This is a genomic window from Photobacterium sp. DNB23_23_1, from assembly GCF_052873815.1.
Map to the genome: position 1 here is coordinate 99,331 of NZ_JBNNXT010000013.1, position 17,074 is coordinate 116,404.

16 protein-coding genes are annotated in these 17,074 nt (G+C 45.9%); 8 read left to right on the forward strand and 8 right to left on the reverse strand.

Annotated features, from left to right (window positions below; translation table 11 throughout):
- Nucleotides 1–51 precede the first annotated feature (51 nt).
- Both ACVA53_RS10755 and ACVA53_RS10760 read left to right on the forward strand, forming a co-directional pair.
- A complete protein-coding gene (locus tag ACVA53_RS10755; protein ID WP_255043705.1) occupies nucleotides 52–1,077 on the forward strand; it encodes an alpha/beta fold hydrolase in 1,026 nt (341 codons plus the stop codon).
- A gap of 24 nt (nucleotides 1,078–1,101) precedes the next feature.
- Nucleotides 1,102–1,626 carry an NUDIX hydrolase gene (locus ACVA53_RS10760; protein ID WP_255043724.1) on the forward strand — a complete coding sequence of 175 codons (525 nt, stop codon included), beginning with the start codon at nucleotides 1,102–1,104 and terminating at the stop codon, nucleotides 1,624–1,626.
- Between the two features lie 247 nt (nucleotides 1,627–1,873).
- Here the strand turns inward: ACVA53_RS10760 and ACVA53_RS10765 are convergent, their stop codons facing one another.
- The 7 genes from ACVA53_RS10765 to ACVA53_RS10795 are packed head-to-tail and all read right to left on the reverse strand — an operon-like array spanning nucleotide 1,874 to nucleotide 9,523.
- A complete protein-coding gene (locus tag ACVA53_RS10765) occupies nucleotides 1,874–2,632 on the reverse strand; it encodes an SDR family oxidoreductase (RefSeq protein WP_255043706.1) in 759 nt (252 codons plus the stop codon).
- A gap of 39 nt (nucleotides 2,633–2,671) precedes the next feature.
- A complete protein-coding gene (gene mmsB / locus ACVA53_RS10770) occupies nucleotides 2,672–3,577 on the reverse strand; it encodes a 3-hydroxyisobutyrate dehydrogenase (protein ID WP_446505095.1) in 906 nt (301 codons plus the stop codon).
- Entirely contained in the window at nucleotides 3,577–4,755 is a 1,179-nt protein-coding gene (locus ACVA53_RS10775; protein WP_255043709.1) for an enoyl-CoA hydratase/isomerase family protein, read from the reverse strand. The genes mmsB and ACVA53_RS10775 overlap by 1 nt, the downstream gene beginning before the upstream one ends.
- A 43-nt stretch (nucleotides 4,756–4,798) precedes the next feature.
- Nucleotides 4,799–5,581, reverse strand: a complete 783-nt coding sequence (locus ACVA53_RS10780; protein WP_255043711.1) for an enoyl-CoA hydratase — start codon at nucleotides 5,579–5,581, stop codon at nucleotides 4,799–4,801.
- 25 nt (nucleotides 5,582–5,606) lie between these two features.
- Nucleotides 5,607–6,767: an acyl-CoA dehydrogenase family protein gene (locus ACVA53_RS10785; RefSeq protein ID WP_255043712.1), complete on the reverse strand. Its 1,161-nt coding sequence runs from the start codon at nucleotides 6,765–6,767 to the stop codon at nucleotides 5,607–5,609.
- Between the two features lie 31 nt (nucleotides 6,768–6,798).
- Nucleotides 6,799–8,307 (reverse strand): CoA-acylating methylmalonate-semialdehyde dehydrogenase, encoded by a 1,509-nt coding sequence (locus tag ACVA53_RS10790; protein ID WP_255043713.1) that lies wholly within the window; start codon nucleotides 8,305–8,307, stop codon nucleotides 6,799–6,801.
- 13 nt (nucleotides 8,308–8,320) lie between these two features.
- Nucleotides 8,321–9,523: a thiolase family protein gene (locus tag ACVA53_RS10795; protein WP_255043714.1), complete on the reverse strand. Its 1,203-nt coding sequence runs from the start codon at nucleotides 9,521–9,523 to the stop codon at nucleotides 8,321–8,323.
- A 167-nt stretch (nucleotides 9,524–9,690) separates the two neighbouring features.
- On the opposite strand from ACVA53_RS10795, the gene ACVA53_RS10800 reads away from it, so the two are divergent.
- From ACVA53_RS10800 to ACVA53_RS10820, 5 genes are read left to right on the forward strand one after another with little or no spacing between them, the layout of a single operon-like run.
- Complete coding sequence (locus tag ACVA53_RS10800) at nucleotides 9,691–10,083, forward strand: MerR family transcriptional regulator (RefSeq protein ID WP_255043715.1); 393 nt, start codon at nucleotides 9,691–9,693, stop codon at nucleotides 10,081–10,083.
- A gap of 38 nt (nucleotides 10,084–10,121) precedes the next feature.
- Complete coding sequence (locus ACVA53_RS10805) at nucleotides 10,122–11,291, forward strand: isovaleryl-CoA dehydrogenase (RefSeq protein ID WP_446505096.1); 1,170 nt, start codon at nucleotides 10,122–10,124, stop codon at nucleotides 11,289–11,291.
- Nucleotides 11,292–11,300: 9 nt separating this feature from the next.
- Nucleotides 11,301–12,905, forward strand: a complete 1,605-nt coding sequence (locus ACVA53_RS10810; protein ID WP_255043717.1) for a carboxyl transferase domain-containing protein — start codon at nucleotides 11,301–11,303, stop codon at nucleotides 12,903–12,905.
- 33 nt (nucleotides 12,906–12,938) lie between these two features.
- Nucleotides 12,939–13,781, forward strand: a complete 843-nt coding sequence (locus ACVA53_RS10815; RefSeq protein ID WP_255043718.1) for an enoyl-CoA hydratase-related protein — start codon at nucleotides 12,939–12,941, stop codon at nucleotides 13,779–13,781.
- Nucleotides 13,774–14,703 carry a hydroxymethylglutaryl-CoA lyase gene (locus tag ACVA53_RS10820; RefSeq protein WP_255043719.1) on the forward strand — a complete coding sequence of 310 codons (930 nt, stop codon included), beginning with the start codon at nucleotides 13,774–13,776 and terminating at the stop codon, nucleotides 14,701–14,703. The genes ACVA53_RS10815 and ACVA53_RS10820 overlap by 8 nt, the downstream gene beginning before the upstream one ends.
- Nucleotides 14,704–14,842: 139 nt before the next feature.
- On the opposite strand, the gene ACVA53_RS10825 is transcribed toward ACVA53_RS10820, so the two are convergent.
- Nucleotides 14,843–15,124 (reverse strand): hypothetical protein, encoded by a 282-nt coding sequence (locus tag ACVA53_RS10825; RefSeq protein ID WP_255043720.1) that lies wholly within the window; start codon nucleotides 15,122–15,124, stop codon nucleotides 14,843–14,845.
- A gap of 317 nt (nucleotides 15,125–15,441) precedes the next feature.
- Between ACVA53_RS10825 and ACVA53_RS10830 the strand changes: the two genes are divergently transcribed.
- Nucleotides 15,442–16,527, forward strand: coding sequence for a hypothetical protein (locus tag ACVA53_RS10830; RefSeq protein WP_255043721.1), 1,086 nt, complete (start codon nucleotides 15,442–15,444; stop codon nucleotides 16,525–16,527).
- Nucleotides 16,528–17,074 lie beyond the last annotated feature (547 nt).

The window sequence follows — 17,074 nt, forward strand, 5'->3', positions numbered from 1 at the left end:
GCCATAAAGTAACATAACTTACTGGAAAATAAAGTAACGATCACATTAAACATGCAAAATGCGAGCAATAATCTGATTACTGCCAACAACAATAAAACGGTGTATAATATTGGTGTTTTTAATTCTGGGAATGGAGAAATTCTCATGCGCTTTATATTAAGCCGCCAACTAACTAAATTTATTGCCTTATTCATCTCCCTCCTTGTGCTAAATGGGTGTGAAATAGTGCAATGGAAAGAAAAACATGATCATGACCAACTGTTTGCCCAGGGTTACCAGGAGCACCTCCTCCCCCTAAAAGAAGGTGGCCAGCTTAAATACTGGGTCGGCGGTACAGGTGAACCTTTATTGCTGATCCATGGTTTTGGTGGAACTGCTGTCGCAACCTGGAAAGACGAAATGCTTGAGCTCAGCAAACACTATCAAGTTATCGCACCCGATTTAGCTTGGTTTGGTGAGTCTTACAGTATGGGCCCCCCGAATCTAACAACACAAACCGAGACAATGTGGCAACTGCTTGATGCCCTTGGAATTGATGAGGTCAACGTTGCTGGTATCTCTTATGGCGGCTTCGTTACCTACAACATGATGATGAAGCCTGACAGAATTAAAAAAGGCGTAATCATTGCCAGCCCAGGGCCCCTCTTTAGCGACGACGATCTTGCTGAATTGTGCCTTCGCGCAGGTGTCGAGAAGCCAGAGCAACTGTTCGTGCCTACGAATAGCGATGAAGTAAAGCGGCTGTTTGATAATGTGTTCTATGAACCGAAAAGCATGCCCAATTTTGTTGCAGAACAGATATACAGCGGCTATTTTTCACCTTTCAAAAAAGAAAAAGAGCAATTAATACAATCTCTTGTAGTTGACAGGGAGCATATTTCACAAGCAGACACAGCTGTTTTCCCACCAACAATGCTTATTTGGGGTGATAGTGATAAAATTTTTCCATTGAAAAATGGTATTGCGCTAAGTCAATACCTCAACTCGGCCATCGTAGTGTTACCTGAGACGGCACATGGAGTAACAAATGAGCAGCCAGACACCGTAACTAAGTTATTGAAAATATTCATTAGTTAGGTTAACAATATTGGATGGAAAATGATGACAACAAAAACCCTTTGTCAATGGAAATGTTTCTCTGTTGAACAGTCTCAGCACACCCTGCCCGATGGAAGGGAGATTGAATTTACAACCGTTAAGCACCCTGGAGCAGTGATTATCGTTCCTATCGACGAGGCGGGTAACCTGGTGATGATTAACCAATACCGGCCAGCCATAAAGGATTGGATATTAGAGTTTCCGGCAGGAACCCTAGAAAGCAACGAAGATATTCTTGGCTGCGCCCAACGTGAGTTAGCAGAAGAAACCCAGTTGAGCGCTCGGCATTGGCATCATTTGGGAGAACTATTTCCAGTTCCCGGGTTCTGTGACGAGGTACAGTACCTGTTCTTCGCCACACATCTTAAACCTCACCAAGCCCAATGTGATGAAGATGAAGTCATTGAAGTCGTGACACTCACACCATCAGACTTTCTTAGCAAGGTGGCGCAGAACAAGATCAAAGATGCCAAAACGCTAGCCGCATTTCTTAAACTGCAAGCTAAAGGGTTGCTACAGCTAAACTAATTGTAATGAAACATTAAGAAGCCAAGCGGCCTATCGCATTTTACTGCTAACTGTGGCATCTTGCTGCCAAGCCCATATAAGTGACGTTATCAGCCATGGATAAACTTTTTTCTTTTCTTAATAAATTCGCTTCTATCGTTGCAATGCTCATGTTTGTTGCTGGTGGTGGCATGGCTTTATTTGTGTTCTTTTACGGCAATTAAGTCTCTGGGTACGTACCAATAGTGTCTATTACTAATGGTATGTGCTACATACGCATACCACCATCAACTTCAAGTACACGCCCGGTAAAGTAATCATTCTCGAAAATATACCTTACCGCATGGGCAATCTCACTAGCGTCGCCCATTCGGCCTACTGGGATCATTGACTTCAGCCTTTCTATCGCTTCAGGCTTGAGCTGCTTCGCCATTGCCGTTTCTACCACACCAGGGGCAATCGCAGCGGCCCTGATCCCATAACGGGCAAGCTCTTTGGCCCAACATACCGCCATCGTTGCGACAGCAGCTTTAGACGCAGCGTAATTAGTTTGACCGATGTTTCCCGCCCGGGCCACACTTGAAATATTGATAATCGCTCCATGATTTCCAGCTGAAACCATATTGGCAGCAGCTTCTCTACCGCACAGAAATGTACCTGTAACGTTCACATCCATCACTGTCGAAAATTGCTCCAGCGTCATTTTCTCTATTGCATCACCTTTCGCTTTAACCAGTAGCCCGTCCCTAAGTACACCCGCATTGTTGATCAAACCGTTTAGCTGACCGAAGTCTTCCATTATGTTTTCAAAAACCGCGACAACTTGTTGCTCATGAGTCACATCTGCCAGATAAGTTAACGCCTTGGCACTGAGCATTTGGCACTGCTTTTTGGTCTCATGCAATCCTTCTTCATTCAAATCGATCAAAGCCAGTTCTGCACCTGATTGTGCCAGGCTGATCGCCATCATTTGCCCCAGCCCCTGTCCTGCCCCTGTAATCGCAATCACGCTTTGTTTCAAGTCCATATTTATCCCCCAACAATAATATCGCTCAGGCCATATTGGTTATTTAGATTGCTTGCGGTAAAACTCAAACAAGCTTGAGAAATCCCGAAGTTCATTCCCTTCAACGTTATGGAAAGCATATAAGTTACGGGCAAGCGTCCCCATAGGGATCGGTGACTGGCTATTCGTTGCCGCTTCCAACCCAAGCCCTAAATCTTTCAACATTAACTTGGCCATAAAGCCGGGTTGATACTGGTTTGATGCGGGTGCTTTTTCCATAATTCCTGGACATGGGTTATAGAGCTCCAGCGCCCAATTACGTCCTGAACTTTGCAGCATGATTTCCGACAGCACTTTGGGATCCAAGCCATTGTCCATGCCCAAGCTCAGCGCCTCACACGTGCCGGACATGAGAATTCCTAACATGAGGTTGTTGCAGATCTTCGCCATTTGGCCATCACCGGCTTTGCCGGCATGAAAAATATTCTTACCCACATGCTGCAAGACCGCTTGCGCTTGTTTAAACCCCGCCTCGGTACCACCCACAATAAATGTCAGCGTGCCAGCTTGCGCACCAGCTACACCACCTGACACAGGGGCATCAACAAATTCAAAGCCTTGCAAATGCGCTTTCTGTGCGACCAGCTTTGCTGAAGCAGGATCGATAGTTGACGAGTCGATGAGGAAGGTGCCAGCGTCAATCATTTTAAGCAACCCCACACCACCCTGATGATCACCAAGATACACGGTCCTAACATGCTCTCCCGCTGGCAACATCGTCATCACTGTTTCGGCACCTTTTACACATTCATCCATTGAACTCGCAACCGTTGCTCCCTCTGGTTTTAAAGCTTGTGCAGCCGCTGTATTGATATCATAAACAGAGACATGGCAACCGGCTTTAAGCAAGTTAATTACCATCGGGTGACCCATGTTACCGAGACCGATAAAAGCAATGTTCATCACTAATCTCCTTCGTGTAAGTCGGTGAGCCCCAACATTTGCAAGGGATGTTCATTGTCTGCCCACAGCGGGGTAAATAACGTGTCGATCACAGTTTGATCCACACTGGCTATATCTGAAAATAGCCACTTTGGCTTGTTGGTTTTCTCTATCAACCGCGCTTTTACACCTTCATAGAACTCCCCCAGTTCACCGCAGCGAACAGACAGGGTAAGCTCTAAGCGAAAGCAATCGGCTAGCGATTCGTAGTGGAATTGAGTTAACTGGCGATAGCAGATATGGGCGGTAATTGGGCTACCTTCTCTTAACGTTTGCTTCGCCCTTCGTAGCCATTGACCTTCGCTTTCATCTACAGGCTCGGCCATGGCTTGGATTTGCTCATACACCTCTTGCAACGAGCCATATTGGCAAGCCGTTTGAATGGCTTGCAGATGGGGTAACAGCACATTTTGTGGGTGGGTATATTTTGCATCATTGCCCAAGCTATCCAATAGCTCAGTGACGCCCTGGTAGGGTTCGACATCATCCCAATTAACTTGCTGAAACTTCTCAAACATCAATGTTTTTTGCTGGGGCAGCAAAATATGCTCAGTCATAGATAACGCAAGGGCATCTGTTGCATTGACAGTCGCTCCGGTTAACCCGAGAAACAGGCCAACACCTTGTGGCAAATGATTAAGAAACCATGTACCACCAACATCAGGGTACAAACCAATACTGATTTCCGGCATTGCTAGCTTTGTCGTCGGCGTTGTTATACGGTGGCTTGCACCAATATACAGCCCAATGCCGCCGCCCATGACAATTCCCTGCCCCCACACAATAACAGGCTTGGAGTATGTATGAATGAGATAATCGGTTTCATACTCAATGGTGAAATAATCGGTTAAGTAACCCATCGCTTGGCAGGTACTATCAGAGGACTCTGAGGAGACTGTCTCATGCATGACCTGATACATTGCCCTGACATCTCCTCCGGCGCAGAAGGCTTTCTCCCCAACACCGTGGATCACCACACCGACAATATGGTGATCATCTTGCCAATGCTTCATCGCTTCATTAAGCACCACCAGCATTTCGTAGGTCAAAGCATTCAAAGAGTCAGGATTGTTTAATTCTGCAATCCCGAATTTCAACCCACCGCCACAATCTAGTTCACTGATATTGACCAAGCCTGACATCTCTTCCCCCTTAAATTAGCGATTACGATCAGCCCCAAACTTCTTAGCGATTTTTCCATTCTGGGCGGCGCTTTTCTAAAAAAGCATTAACCCCTTCGGTTTGATCTTCGGTATCAAACAGCTTCATAAATAACTCGCGTTCCCTGATCAGACCGTGGTTCAAAGGCGAATGACGGCAGTTTTGTATCAAGGCTTTACACGCTGCGACTGATGAAGGCGATTGATTAGCAACCTCACTTGCCAACTGTTTTGCATTTTCCAATGATTGTCCTGAAGCGACGACGTGCTCAACAAGACCAATATCTAACGCTTGTGACGCCGTCACCCTTTCGCCGCATAGTATGATCCGTTTGGCCCACCCTTCCCCAACCAACCAAGTCAGGTTCTGAGTACCGCCAGCACAAGGTAACAACCCAACTTTTGCCTCGGGCAATGCCAAACTAGCATGCGCTTCTGCGATACGAATATCGCACGCCAGCGCAACTTCTAAACCACCGCCCATTGCGTATCCATTGATGGCGGCAATCGATACACCTCGAAACTGACTGAGCGTCTCAAAGGCTTCACCAAATGCGTGTGCCATGCCAAGAGCAACCGCTTTATCGCCATCGGCGAACAAGTTCAAATCGGCCCCAGCCGAGAAGAATTTATCTCCTTGCCCAGTAATCACCAGTGCATAGACACTTTTATCTTCATTGAGTTTGAGTACGATATTGCGCAGGAGTTTTAAACTGCTTTCTGTCCAGGTGTTGGCCGGAGGGTTATTCATGGTCAACACTGCGGTGTGACCATCCAAAGTGACTTCAATGGCATTGGTTTGTGACATGAGGTTCCCCTCTAGTAAATAATGGTTACAGCAGACGACTGCCTTCACTGAGAACCCGCCTGGCAATGATCAACCGCATGATTTCATTGGTACCCTCTAGAATTTGATGGACTCTGACATCGCGAAAATAACGCTCTAACGGATACTCTTTGATGTAACCATAGCCACCATATAACTGCAGTGCCTCATCACAGACTTTAAAGCCTATATCGGTTGCAAACCGCTTCGCCATTGCACAATACGCCGTTGCTTCTGGCGCTTGTTGATCCAATTGAAAAGCGGCATAGCGAACCAATTGCCTTGCAGCGATCAATTCTGTGGTCATATCAGCAAGCTTAAATTGAACGGATTGGAAATCCGCCAGTTTTTTTCCAAATTGCTTACGTTCATCAACATATTGCCTCGCCATTTCCAACGCTTGTTGCGCTGTACCTAACGAGCATGTGGCAATATTTATCCGACCGCCATCTAACCCCTTCATGGCAAACTTAAATCCGTCCCCTTCGTTTCCCAGTAAGTAACTTGAAGGTATACGTACATCATCGAATGTAACTGCTCTGGTCGGCTGACTATTCCACCCCATTTTAGGCTCTTTTCGGCCATAACTGATCCCGTTTGCAGCCGCTGGCACCACAAAGGCTGATATCCCCGAAGCCCCCTTGAGGCTTGGTTCAGTTCTTGCCATCACGACCAAAACATCTGTATCACCGGCACCTGAAATAAAAGCCTTCGCCCCGCTGATAATGTATTCATCGCCTTGTTTTATAGCGGTCGTTGTCAACGATGCAGCATCAGAACCGGCATTAGCTTCCGTTAAACAATAAGAACCAAGGCTCTCGCCACTGTTCAACTGAGAGCAAAATAGCGCCTTGGTGTCATCAGTAGCAAAGCTTGCTATCATCCAGGCAACCATATTGTGAATAGTCATATACGCGGTTGTTGACGTGCAACCCATTGCCAATTGTTCAAAAATAATAGAGGCATCAAGCCTAGGTAGCCCCAAGCCTCCTTGCTGCTCCGGGACATACAGGCTCAAAAAGCCCATTTCACCCGCTTCTTTCAATACATCTTTAGGAAATAATTGCTTTTCATCCCAATCGGCAGCATTAGGGGCAAGCTTGTCTTTCGCAAACTGAGTCGCGGCATCCGCAAAGGCGCGTTGGTCTTCTGTCAAAAAGAAATCCATACCAGCTCCTTATTAAAGGTCTATCGAACATTTAGCGCAGATATATGGTCATATTCGGCCCATCGGGAATATCTTCATCAAACCAACGAGCCGTTACGGTTTTGGTTTCGGTATAAAACCTTACCGCTTGCTTACCATATGCATGTAAATCGCCGTAAAAACTGCCACGCCATCCGGTAAAAGAGAAAAAAGGTAGCGGGACGGGTATCGGCACATTGACCCCAACTTGCCCAACTTGAATACGATGTTGGAATTTCCTTGCTGCCGCTCCGCACGCTGTGAAGATAGATGTACCATTGCCATATGGGTTGTTATTGATAAGAGCGATCGCCTCATCAAGCGTATCAACGGCAATGCATACCAATACCGGGCCAAAGATCTCCTGCTGATAAATCGCCATATCAGTGGTTGCACCACTAAACAAGGTAGGCCCCAACCAATTGCCGTCCGGATATCCCTCAACGGTGCAATTTGAGCCATCGACCTCACAGATTGCGCCTTGCTGTTTGCCTTGCTCAATCAATTGCAACACCCGCTGTTTAGCGGCAGGGCTTATCAGTGGACCATAAGCGGCGTTACTGTCATCTGACGGCCCCGGTTTCACTTTTTCCATCGCCGTTCTGAGCTCTGGAATAATCTTGCTTGCATTGCCCACCAACACCGCCACTGATATCGCCATACATCGCTGGCCTGCTGCACCAACCGATGAGCCCACAAGGTGATTCACAACTTGCCCCATATTGGCATCAGGCATGACAACCATATGGTTCTTAGCCCCTGCAAACGCTTGAACACGTTTTAAATTGTGGGTCCCTGTTTGGTAAATATGCTTCGCCACTGGCACTGAGCCAACAAAAGAAATGGTGCGGATCTCCGGGTGGGCCAACAGATAATCCACCTGTTCTTTACCGCCATGAACTATCTGTAGTACCCCTTTCGGCGCTCCAGCTTGTTCAAACAATTCAGCCAAACGCATTGCGGTCAGTGGTACTTGTTCGGAAGGTTTAAGAACAAAAGTATTGCCGGCAGCGATCGCCATTGGAAACATCCATAAAGGGATCATCGCCGGAAAGTTAAAGGGGGTAATACCGCAACACACACCAAGCGGCTGAATCAGAGAATAACTGTCTATGTCAGTGGCGACATTTTCTACCGTTTCCCCCATCATCAAGCTCGCAATATTGGCGGCTTGCTCAACGACCTCAATGCCACGCCAGACATCGCCTTTAGCATCAGCAAAGTTCTTTCCTGTTTCACTCGAAAGTAATTCGGCCAACTCATCATGGTGATCTTTCAATATTTGCTGATACGAAAGCATTAAACGTGCACGCTCTGGAACCGGGACTTCCCGCCAATGATCGAAAGTTGCTGCGGCACTAGCAATGGCCGCTTCCAATTCTGGTAAGATCGCACAGGGGACACTGGCAATCACCGCATTCGTTGCAGGGTTTGTCACCTCAATCCATTGCTTAGCAGCCGAATCTTTAAATTCTCCATCAATGAATAGCGGCACAGAAAAAATAGGACTTGTATCGTTCATATCCGATCCTCGCTTATTCAGTGGTACCCACTTCAATTGCTATGGCTGTGGCTTCCCCCCCACCAATACAGCAGGCGGCAATACCGCGAACAGGGCGGCCGATACTTTGGTGTAACCGGTTAAGACGATGTATTAATGTCACGATAATTCTTGCCCCGCTAGCACCTATAGGGTGCCCCAGTGCGCATGCTCCACCATCAGGATTAACACGTTCGGGATCGATTCCTAATTCTTTCGTCGCTATTTGCGTTACAACGGCAAAAGCCTCGTTAATTTCCCAGCTATCTACTTGCTCTGGCGACCACGCAAGTTTGTCTAGCAACTGGCGAATAGCGTAAACAGGAGCAACCGTAAATTCTGCCGGTTGACGGGCATGGCAGGAATGAGCCGATATAATCGCTAATGGCTTGTGACCTTGCTGTCTAGCAAGACTGCCTTCCATTAAAACGAGAGCCGCAGCCCCATCTGATATTGAGCTGGAATTCCCCGCGGTAACAGTGCCTCCCTCGACAAATGCAGAGCGGAGTACCGGTAGTTTCGTTAGGTTGATTTCGTTCGGGTGTTCATCTCGGCTAACAACAACGTCACCCTTAGGGTTTGCCACTTTAACCGGTATAATTTCACTATCAAACCAACCTTGTTCTTGAGCAATCAGCGCGCGCTCTACTGACTTAACTGCCCACTTATCCATGCTTTGACGCGTATAATGGCGTTCGTCGGCAACTTTCTGGGCATAGACACCCATTAAGTCCCCTTCATAAGCATCCTGTAGGCCATCAAGGAACATATGATCGTGCAAGGTACTATGACCTAAACGAAGGCCCGAACGTATTTTACTTTGCAGGTATGGCGCATTACTCATGCTCTCCATCCCGCCAGCCACCACCGTCTGATCGGTGCCAGCTAAAATAGCATCATGGCCCAGCATTACACTCTTCATGCCAGAACCACAGACTTTATTAATGGTGGTACAACCAATGTTTTCTGGTATACCGGCTTTTAACGCAGCCTGCCTGGCAGGGGCTTGACCACAGCCAGCCAGCAGCACATGCCCCATCAATACTTCATCAATTATTTCTGCCGAAAGACCGGAATGCTGTAATGCGCCTTTAATGGCGACACTACCCAATTCGGAAGCACTCAGTGACGATAGCTCCCCTTGAAAACTACCGATAGGTGTTCGATTTGCCGCGATGACCCACACTTCCTTACTCATAACAAAGCCCTCTTGGTGTGCTTTATCTCTGCAGGCGATTTCTTGACGTTTACGTAAGCATAGCACTAACATTTACGTAAACGTTAAGAAACAAACCCGGTACACATTGCAGCATTAAAGCCATGACCTAACCATTGTTGTACGGTCACGTTGGGGGGCAAAGCAAGGTGGAAACGTTCAAAATAAGTGAAATGGCCAAAGAGTTTGACATCACCACCCGAAGCATTCGGTTCTATGAGGATGTAGGGTTACTGCAGCCCAAAAGACAAGGCAGCACCCGTGTTTACTATCGCCGAGATAAAATCAGGCTCAAGCTAATCTTACGCGGCAAAAGGCTCGGGTTTTCATTGGCCGAAATCCGTGAACTTTTCGATCTGTACGACACGAATCAAAGCTCATCGCAGCTCAATAAAATGCTGATCATCATTGATACTAAACAAGCCGCACTCGAGCGTCAGCTTGAAGACATCAATGTCGTTATGACCGAACTGCAAATCGCCAAAAATAAATGCCAACAGGCTTTGAATATTCAGGCTTCAGATAATCAACCAGAGCCCTAACCTCACTTCACTTTGTCTAATGGACCCATGGAGCGCTTATGAAAGACAGCTTCACCCCTTTAAATTATGGCCTAGGAGAGACCATTGATATGCTTCGTGAGCAAGTCAATGGTTTTGCTGAGCAAGCTATCCTGCCTCTCGCTGCAGATATAGATAGAAATAATCAGTTTCCCAATCACTTATGGCCATTGATGGGGGAAATGGGCCTGTTGGGAGTCACCGTCAGCGAAGAATATGGCGGTGCTGATATGGGCTACCTCGCCCATGTTGTCGCCATGGAAGAAATCAGCCGTGCATCCGCTTCTGTCGGCCTAAGCTATGGCGCTCATTCCAACCTCTGTGTCAACCAAATCTATCGCCATGGTACGGAGGAGCAAAAAGCCAAATATCTGCCCAAGCTGGTTAGTGGTGAGCATGTCGGTGCACTGGCTATGAGTGAACCGAATGCGGGATCGGATGTTGTCAGCATGCAACTCAAAGCGAAGAAACAAGGCGATCATTATCTGCTTAACGGCAGCAAGATGTGGATCACCAATGGTCCTGATGCCGACACAGTGATTGTGTATGCTAAAACGGCCCCCGACAAAGGTTCACATGGCATTTCCGCATTTATTGTTGAAAAGCAATTCCCCGGTTTTAGCCATGCTCAGAAACTCGATAAACTCGGCATGCGCGGCTCCAATACCTGTGAACTTGTATTTACTGATTGCGTTGTACCGACCGCTAACTTGCTGGGAGAGCTAAACCAAGGCGTGCAAGTTCTCATGAGTGGCCTGGACTATGAACGGGTTGTTTTAGCTGCCGGGCCATTGGGGATCATGAGAGCCAGTATAGACCTCGTTGTGCCTTATGTTCATGACCGAAAGCAGTTCGGCCGATCTATTGGTGAGTTCCAACTCGTCCAAGCCAAAGTCGCTGACATGTATACCCGCACCAATGCTGCACGTGCCTATGTCTATACCGTTGCCAAGGCCTGTGATCGGGGTGAAGCCACCCGCAAAGATGCAGCTGGTGTCATTTTATATTCAGCAGAAATAGCCACCCAAGTCGCGTTAGATGCTATTCAGCTATTGGGCGGAAATGGTTATATCAACGAATTTCCTGCCGGACGTTTATTGCGTGATGCCAAGCTCTACGAAATCGGCGCAGGAACATCAGAAATACGCAGAATGTTGATCGGCCGTGAGCTTTTTGAAGAATCCAAATAGGGACAGACGATGGCGATACTCAAGTCTTCAGTCAATCGAGACGATAATTTTTACGCTAAGAACTACCAAAATATGGCCGCTATTGTCGACCAGCTGCAGACATATGTTGAAACCATCAAGCTCGGTGGCGGAGCCAAATCACATAAAAAGCAACAAGAGAAAGGCAAACAACCGGTAAGAACCAGAATCCAAGCCCTACTCGATCATGACAGTGAATTTCTTGAAATAGGCCAATTTGCGGCTTGGGATGTTTACACTGAATCTATCCCCTGCGCGGGGGTTGTGGCAGGTATCGGGCGGGTAGAAGGGATTGAATGCATGATCGTTGCCAACGACCCATCCGTTAAAGGCGGCACCTACTACCCACTAACTGTAAAGAAGCACCTTCGGGCACAAGAGATCGCCGAGCGTTGCCACCTACCCTGCATTTATCTTGTCGACTCAGGTGGAGCCAACCTTCCCCATCAAGCCGATGTGTTTCCAGACCGGGATCATTTCGGCCGTATTTTTTATAACCAAGCCAGAATGTCAGCCAAAGGGATCCCGCAAATTGCGGTGGTGATGGGCTCCTGCACGGCCGGTGGTGCCTATGTTCCGGCCATGGCTGATGTCTCTATTATCATCAAAGAACAAGGAACCATTTTCTTAGCTGGCCCCCCTCTTGTTAAAGCAGCCACAGGTGAAGTAGTCACAGCGGAAGAACTAGGTGGAGCTTATGTTCATTGCAAAACATCAGGTGTGGCTGACTATTTTGCCAATGATGAACAACATGCCATTGAATTAGCAAGACAAGCCGTAGAAAGTTGTGCCCTTCTACCATTTGCACCCTTAAACCATAACTCGCCGGCTCCTCATTACCCTGCAGAGGAGTTATTTGGCATTGTCGGCACCGATTTACGCACACCGTTCAACATTCGAGAAGTCATTGCCCGGGTTGTAGACAATTCTGAGTTTGATGAATTTAAAGCGCTTTATGGGTCTACACTGGTATGTGGCTTTGCAAAAATCTACGGTCAACAGGTAGGTATCGTTGCCAACAACGGCATTTTATTTTCCGAGTCAGCCCAAAAAGGGGCGCACTTCATTGAATTATGCTGCAAAAGAAACATTCCTCTTTTGTTCCTGCAAAACATTACCGGCTTTATGGTCGGAAAAAAATGCGAGTCGGAAGGGATTGCCAAACATGGCGCCAAAATGGTGATGGCCGTTGCTTGTGCTGATGTACCTAAATTTACCGTCATTATTGGCGGCTCTTACGGAGCGGGAAATTACGGAATGTGTGGCCGCGCATACAGCCCAACAATGATGTGGATGTGGCCCAACGCGCGCATCTCGGTAATGGGTGGTGAGCAAGCCGCCGGTGTATTAGCCCAAGTAAATCGTGAGAACAAAAAACAACAGGGTGAACAGTGGTCAGCCGAAGAGGAAGATGCCTTCAAGCAACCTATTCGTGATTTGTACGAAGAGCAAGGCTCACCCTACTATGCCAGCGCACGACTTTGGGATGATGGCATCATCGATCCCCGTGACACGAGACATATTGTCGGCACAGCGCTGCATGCTTGCCAAAGGGCACCGAAAACTGCCAGTACGTTTGGTATATTTCGAATGTGAGGTACGACATGAGCAATCAAATGAGGTAGCGACATGAATCGGATCACCACGGAGCATGGTAACAGCAATCTAAACATTGAAAGCAAAGACGTGCTATTCAATATCGATAGTAGAGGCATTGCAACGATTACACTCAACCGGCCAGATAAAAAAAATGCCTTCGACAGTCGCTGCATTGCGATTCTGCTCAATATACTGCAGCTTTCCCGGGCCGATTCAAAAATAAGAGTTATGGTCCTAAGAGCAAATGGCAGTCATTTTAGTGCTGGGGCTGATCTCAATTGGATGCAATCTCTCGCTGACTACAGCATGGAAGAAAACATAAAGGATGCCGAAAAACTTGCCGAGTTACTCCACCAGCTAGACACCTTCCCAGTCCCTACCATAGCCGTGGTTCAGGGAGCAGCTTTCGGCGGCGCGCTTGGCTTGATTTGCTGTTGCGATATCGCTATAGCCTCTCAAGACTGCCAATTTTGTCTAAGTGAAGTCAAACTTGGGCTAGCACCTGCAACCATTAGCCCGTATGTTTGCCGAGCTATGGGCCCACGGCAGGCAAGGCGTTATATGCTCACAGCAGAACTTATCAGTGCCGAACTCGCCAAAGAACTCAACCTCATCCATACAATGGTTCCAACCACTCAATCTTTCGATGAACATCTTCAGCATTTTATTCGTCATTTAGCAAAGAACAGCCCTAATGCCGTTCGAGAAGCTAAGGTCCTTTGCCATATGTGTGAGTCTGGGACCATTGATTCATCACTAAGAAAAAAAACCAGTCAGATCATTGCAAAATTGCGTGTTTCACCTGAAGGACAAGAAGGCTTGAACGCATTTTTAGAAAAACGTAAACCTAACTGGATGACAGAACATGATTAGACGACCAGATAATTCCAGTGACTTTCCGACCTCAGTGACTGTATATGAAGTAGGTGCTCGTGACGGCTTGCAAAACGAAACGGCCCTACCAACGCAAACCAAAGTCGATTTCATCAACTTACTGTCACAATCCGGGCTTAGTCATATTGAAGCGGGGTCATTTGTCTCAGCCAAGCGGGTTCCACAAATGGCCGATTCTTTAAATGTGATGCGTGCCATCGAACGAAATCAAACTATCACCTATTCCGCACTTACCCCCAATATTCAAGGTTTTGAAATGGCATTAAGTGCACAAGCCAATGAAGTGGCTATATTTGGCTCAGCGTCTGAAGGTTTCAGCCAACACAATATCAATTGTTCTATCAGCGAGAGTCTTCAACGTTTTGAACCTGTGATGGCTTTAGCGCTTCTCCACAATATACCGGTAAGAGGCTATCTCTCTTGTGTTATTGATTGCCCCTATGACGGCGCCACAGACGTAAACCAAGTGATGCACGTTGCTGAAACGCTGATTGATATGGGCTGTTATCAAGTTTCTTTTGGAGACACCATAGGTACCGGCACACCGTTGAAAGTCGCACACCTGTTAGACACTGTTATTAGCCGCATCCCTAGCCATCAAATAGCCGTGCATTTCCATAATACATGGGGCCAGGCTTTACCCAATATCTACCAAGCTTTATCTATGGGAATTAACACGATTGATGCCAGTGTTGCAGGGTTAGGAGGATGCCCATATGCACCCGGTGCGAGTGGCAATGTCGCCACCGAAGATGTTGTCTATCTATGTCACCAATTGGGCATAGAGACCGGTATTAACCTGAACACGTTAGCTGAAGCGGGATGGATGATTTGCCAGGCACTCAATATATCACCACGCTCGAATGTATCTTTAGCGCTCAAAGCTAAATACCTTCAGTAATACCAACCTACATAAATATAAAAAAAAGTGGTAACTACCCGAGAAAAAGTAATTACCACTAACTCACCATGAACTACGTCCGATACTCGTAACGTCTTTTCTTACGCCGCTGTATTATGCCCGAAGGCTTGAGTATTAATTAGTAAGTTTCTGAACGAAGGAAACGTTGCTCCGCCTCCAGTTCGTTTACTGCACGCCACATTTTTTGCTCTCGCTCTTGTAGCCTTGAGTGCATGACACTACCCGGCTTCACGTTAAGCGTGTCTGCAGGTCCAATAAATTGATCTGCTTCATTATTGAAAAGCAGCCTAAATTCTTCCAACGTCGGTAAACAATTGTTTTCCTCCTCAAATGATTCGAAAATATCGATTACTTTGTGTGAAACATCCCTTTTGATCCCTTCTAAGTCAACACTATCCATTAGTCTCTCCAAATACTCAACCACGAGTGTTAATCAATCTAGACATCATAAGTGTAGTTGATGAGGAAAATATTTTTCATTAGCGGGAATTTCATGTGTAACAAATTATTCCATGTAGTAAACATCTGTTTTAGTTGCATAAGTTTTAAATTGAACATTGCACATAAAATTATTTCGGTATTTTTTGTTTTAATTTTTTAGAATCAGATCTCATTTTCATAAATATACCCACTTTGTATGTATTCATTGGTTACTCGTCTATACTTGTCAATATATCAATGGGTTACTATTGTCCATGTCGTTATGGGAGAGCAAAAATGTGGCGTAATTTAACTTGCTTTGATTTCATACTCAAAGCGGTATCAATTAGATTAGCCCTAACCTTCCTACTTATTCATTCTTCATCTGGTATGGCAACAGAAGTAAGAGAAGAGCCCTATGATATCTATTATGACAGGCTGTATTCCGATATAAATGATGAAGATAGTTTCCAAGATTGGATTGATGAAACCCAAGATGAAATCTCTGATACTATCCATGATTACAGCAGCACTATCGATCATTACATGGCTAAAAAAGATGAAGAGCTACCCATCACTAATCGCAGCTACTTACGCTTAAAATTTAAAGGTCGGTATACACACCGTGACTATGCGGATTTGGATGCCAGCGTAAAATTGAAACTCGACTTACCCCATACTGAAAAAAACTGGAAACTTATCCTCGACACCGATCCGGATGACTTTGACAGACTGGAAGATAAACAACGTGGTATATCAAATAGCTCAAACAGTAGTTTATCTGGCGCTGTCGGTGGTGTGCAATTACAAGGTCAACAATGGGGAAATTGGCGGACAAACCTTGACCTTGGTTTAAAGATAAAACTTCCGCTTGATCCATTTGCTCGTGCAGATCTCAGACGTATTGATAGACTCAGCCACAAATGGACCAGTAGGATTAAACAAGAAGTCTTTTACTACGATTCCAAAGGGCCTGGCGCCCTTACCTCCTTGAATTTTTACTTCTCTACACCTGAAGATCCCAGCACTATTCTCAAACTAAGCTCATCAGCACAGTATTTGGACAATGATGATAATTGGGAGTTTGTACAACAGGCCGAAATATTTGACAGAATAGGTCAAGATGACTTATTGCAATATTCAATTGGTATTAGTGCTGATTCTCGGCCAAATTATTCCATTACCAACTCATGGGTATCAGTAGCATGGAAACATCGCCTTTATAGTGATTGGCTCTATATGACAGTCACACCCGAGTTAGACTTTCAGGATGAGTACCAATATAAAGTTAACCCGGGAATCATGCTCGAATTTGAATTATTTTTCACGGCAGAAGGCGGGATAGATAGATTAGCCAGAAAAATACCTTACCCAACAAATTAAATATATCTCCCCTCGCCAATCATATTATTCATATCAATTTAGATAAGTAATAAATTCAACGCTACAAAAGTAAATGCCCCATAAACACCGCATTCTAATGCCCCTCATCCCCAATTAAGATTATTGTAACTAAAATAGTTTTCATCACATGCTACGTCCTGCCCCAGATTTCACTAAATAATACCAATCTGGATAAGTAGTTGATCAAGTACTTGCACTGGAAAAATCGTTGTTATCAAGGCAGATATTGCAGTAACTAGTGGCTCTAATTACAAAATATCTAACGCAGAGAACAGCGATTTTAACCTGCAAGACTGATCAAATATTTATGTAGGTTGGTATAACCCTGGTGTACCAACATGGTCAAATAGCGAGAGGCTGTAGGTTTACTGACTTTAGTAACCCAGTGGTATTGGGATATATGAATACCCTCAGAAAAGTCTCCATTAAGCATTCGATTAAGCAGGCCACCGTGTCGATAAGCCTTTCAATACGACAGATAGTCATTTCTGTGAGTAAATAGCGATAAACGTAACAACTGGGATAT

What these genes read in the sequence shown, in the direction of transcription:
- ACVA53_RS10755 (WP_255043705.1), top strand. Translation starts at nt 52, where the DNA reads ATGCAAAATGCGAGCAATAATCTGATTACTGCCAACAACAATAAAACG.
- ACVA53_RS10760 (WP_255043724.1), top strand. Translation starts at nt 1,102, where the DNA reads ATGACAACAAAAACCCTTTGTCAATGGAAATGTTTCTCTGTTGAACAG.
- ACVA53_RS10765 (WP_255043706.1), bottom strand. Translation starts at nt 2,632, where the DNA reads ATGGACTTGAAACAAAGCGTGATTGCGATTACAGGGGCAGGACAGGGG.
- ACVA53_RS10775 (WP_255043709.1), bottom strand. Translation starts at nt 4,755, where the DNA reads ATGTCAGGCTTGGTCAATATCAGTGAACTAGATTGTGGCGGTGGGTTG.
- ACVA53_RS10780 (WP_255043711.1), bottom strand. Translation starts at nt 5,581, where the DNA reads ATGTCACAAACCAATGCCATTGAAGTCACTTTGGATGGTCACACCGCA.
- ACVA53_RS10785 (WP_255043712.1), bottom strand. Translation starts at nt 6,767, where the DNA reads ATGGATTTCTTTTTGACAGAAGACCAACGCGCCTTTGCGGATGCCGCG.
- ACVA53_RS10790 (WP_255043713.1), bottom strand. Translation starts at nt 8,307, where the DNA reads ATGAACGATACAAGTCCTATTTTTTCTGTGCCGCTATTCATTGATGGA.
- ACVA53_RS10795 (WP_255043714.1), bottom strand. Translation starts at nt 9,523, where the DNA reads ATGAGTAAGGAAGTGTGGGTCATCGCGGCAAATCGAACACCTATCGGT.
- ACVA53_RS10805 (WP_446505096.1), top strand. Translation starts at nt 10,122, where the DNA reads ATGAAAGACAGCTTCACCCCTTTAAATTATGGCCTAGGAGAGACCATT.
- ACVA53_RS10810 (WP_255043717.1), top strand. Translation starts at nt 11,301, where the DNA reads ATGGCGATACTCAAGTCTTCAGTCAATCGAGACGATAATTTTTACGCT.
- ACVA53_RS10815 (WP_255043718.1), top strand. Translation starts at nt 12,939, where the DNA reads ATGAATCGGATCACCACGGAGCATGGTAACAGCAATCTAAACATTGAA.
- ACVA53_RS10820 (WP_255043719.1), top strand. Translation starts at nt 13,774, where the DNA reads ATGATTAGACGACCAGATAATTCCAGTGACTTTCCGACCTCAGTGACT.
- ACVA53_RS10825 (WP_255043720.1), bottom strand. Translation starts at nt 15,124, where the DNA reads ATGGATAGTGTTGACTTAGAAGGGATCAAAAGGGATGTTTCACACAAA.
- ACVA53_RS10830 (WP_255043721.1), top strand. Translation starts at nt 15,442, where the DNA reads ATGTGGCGTAATTTAACTTGCTTTGATTTCATACTCAAAGCGGTATCA.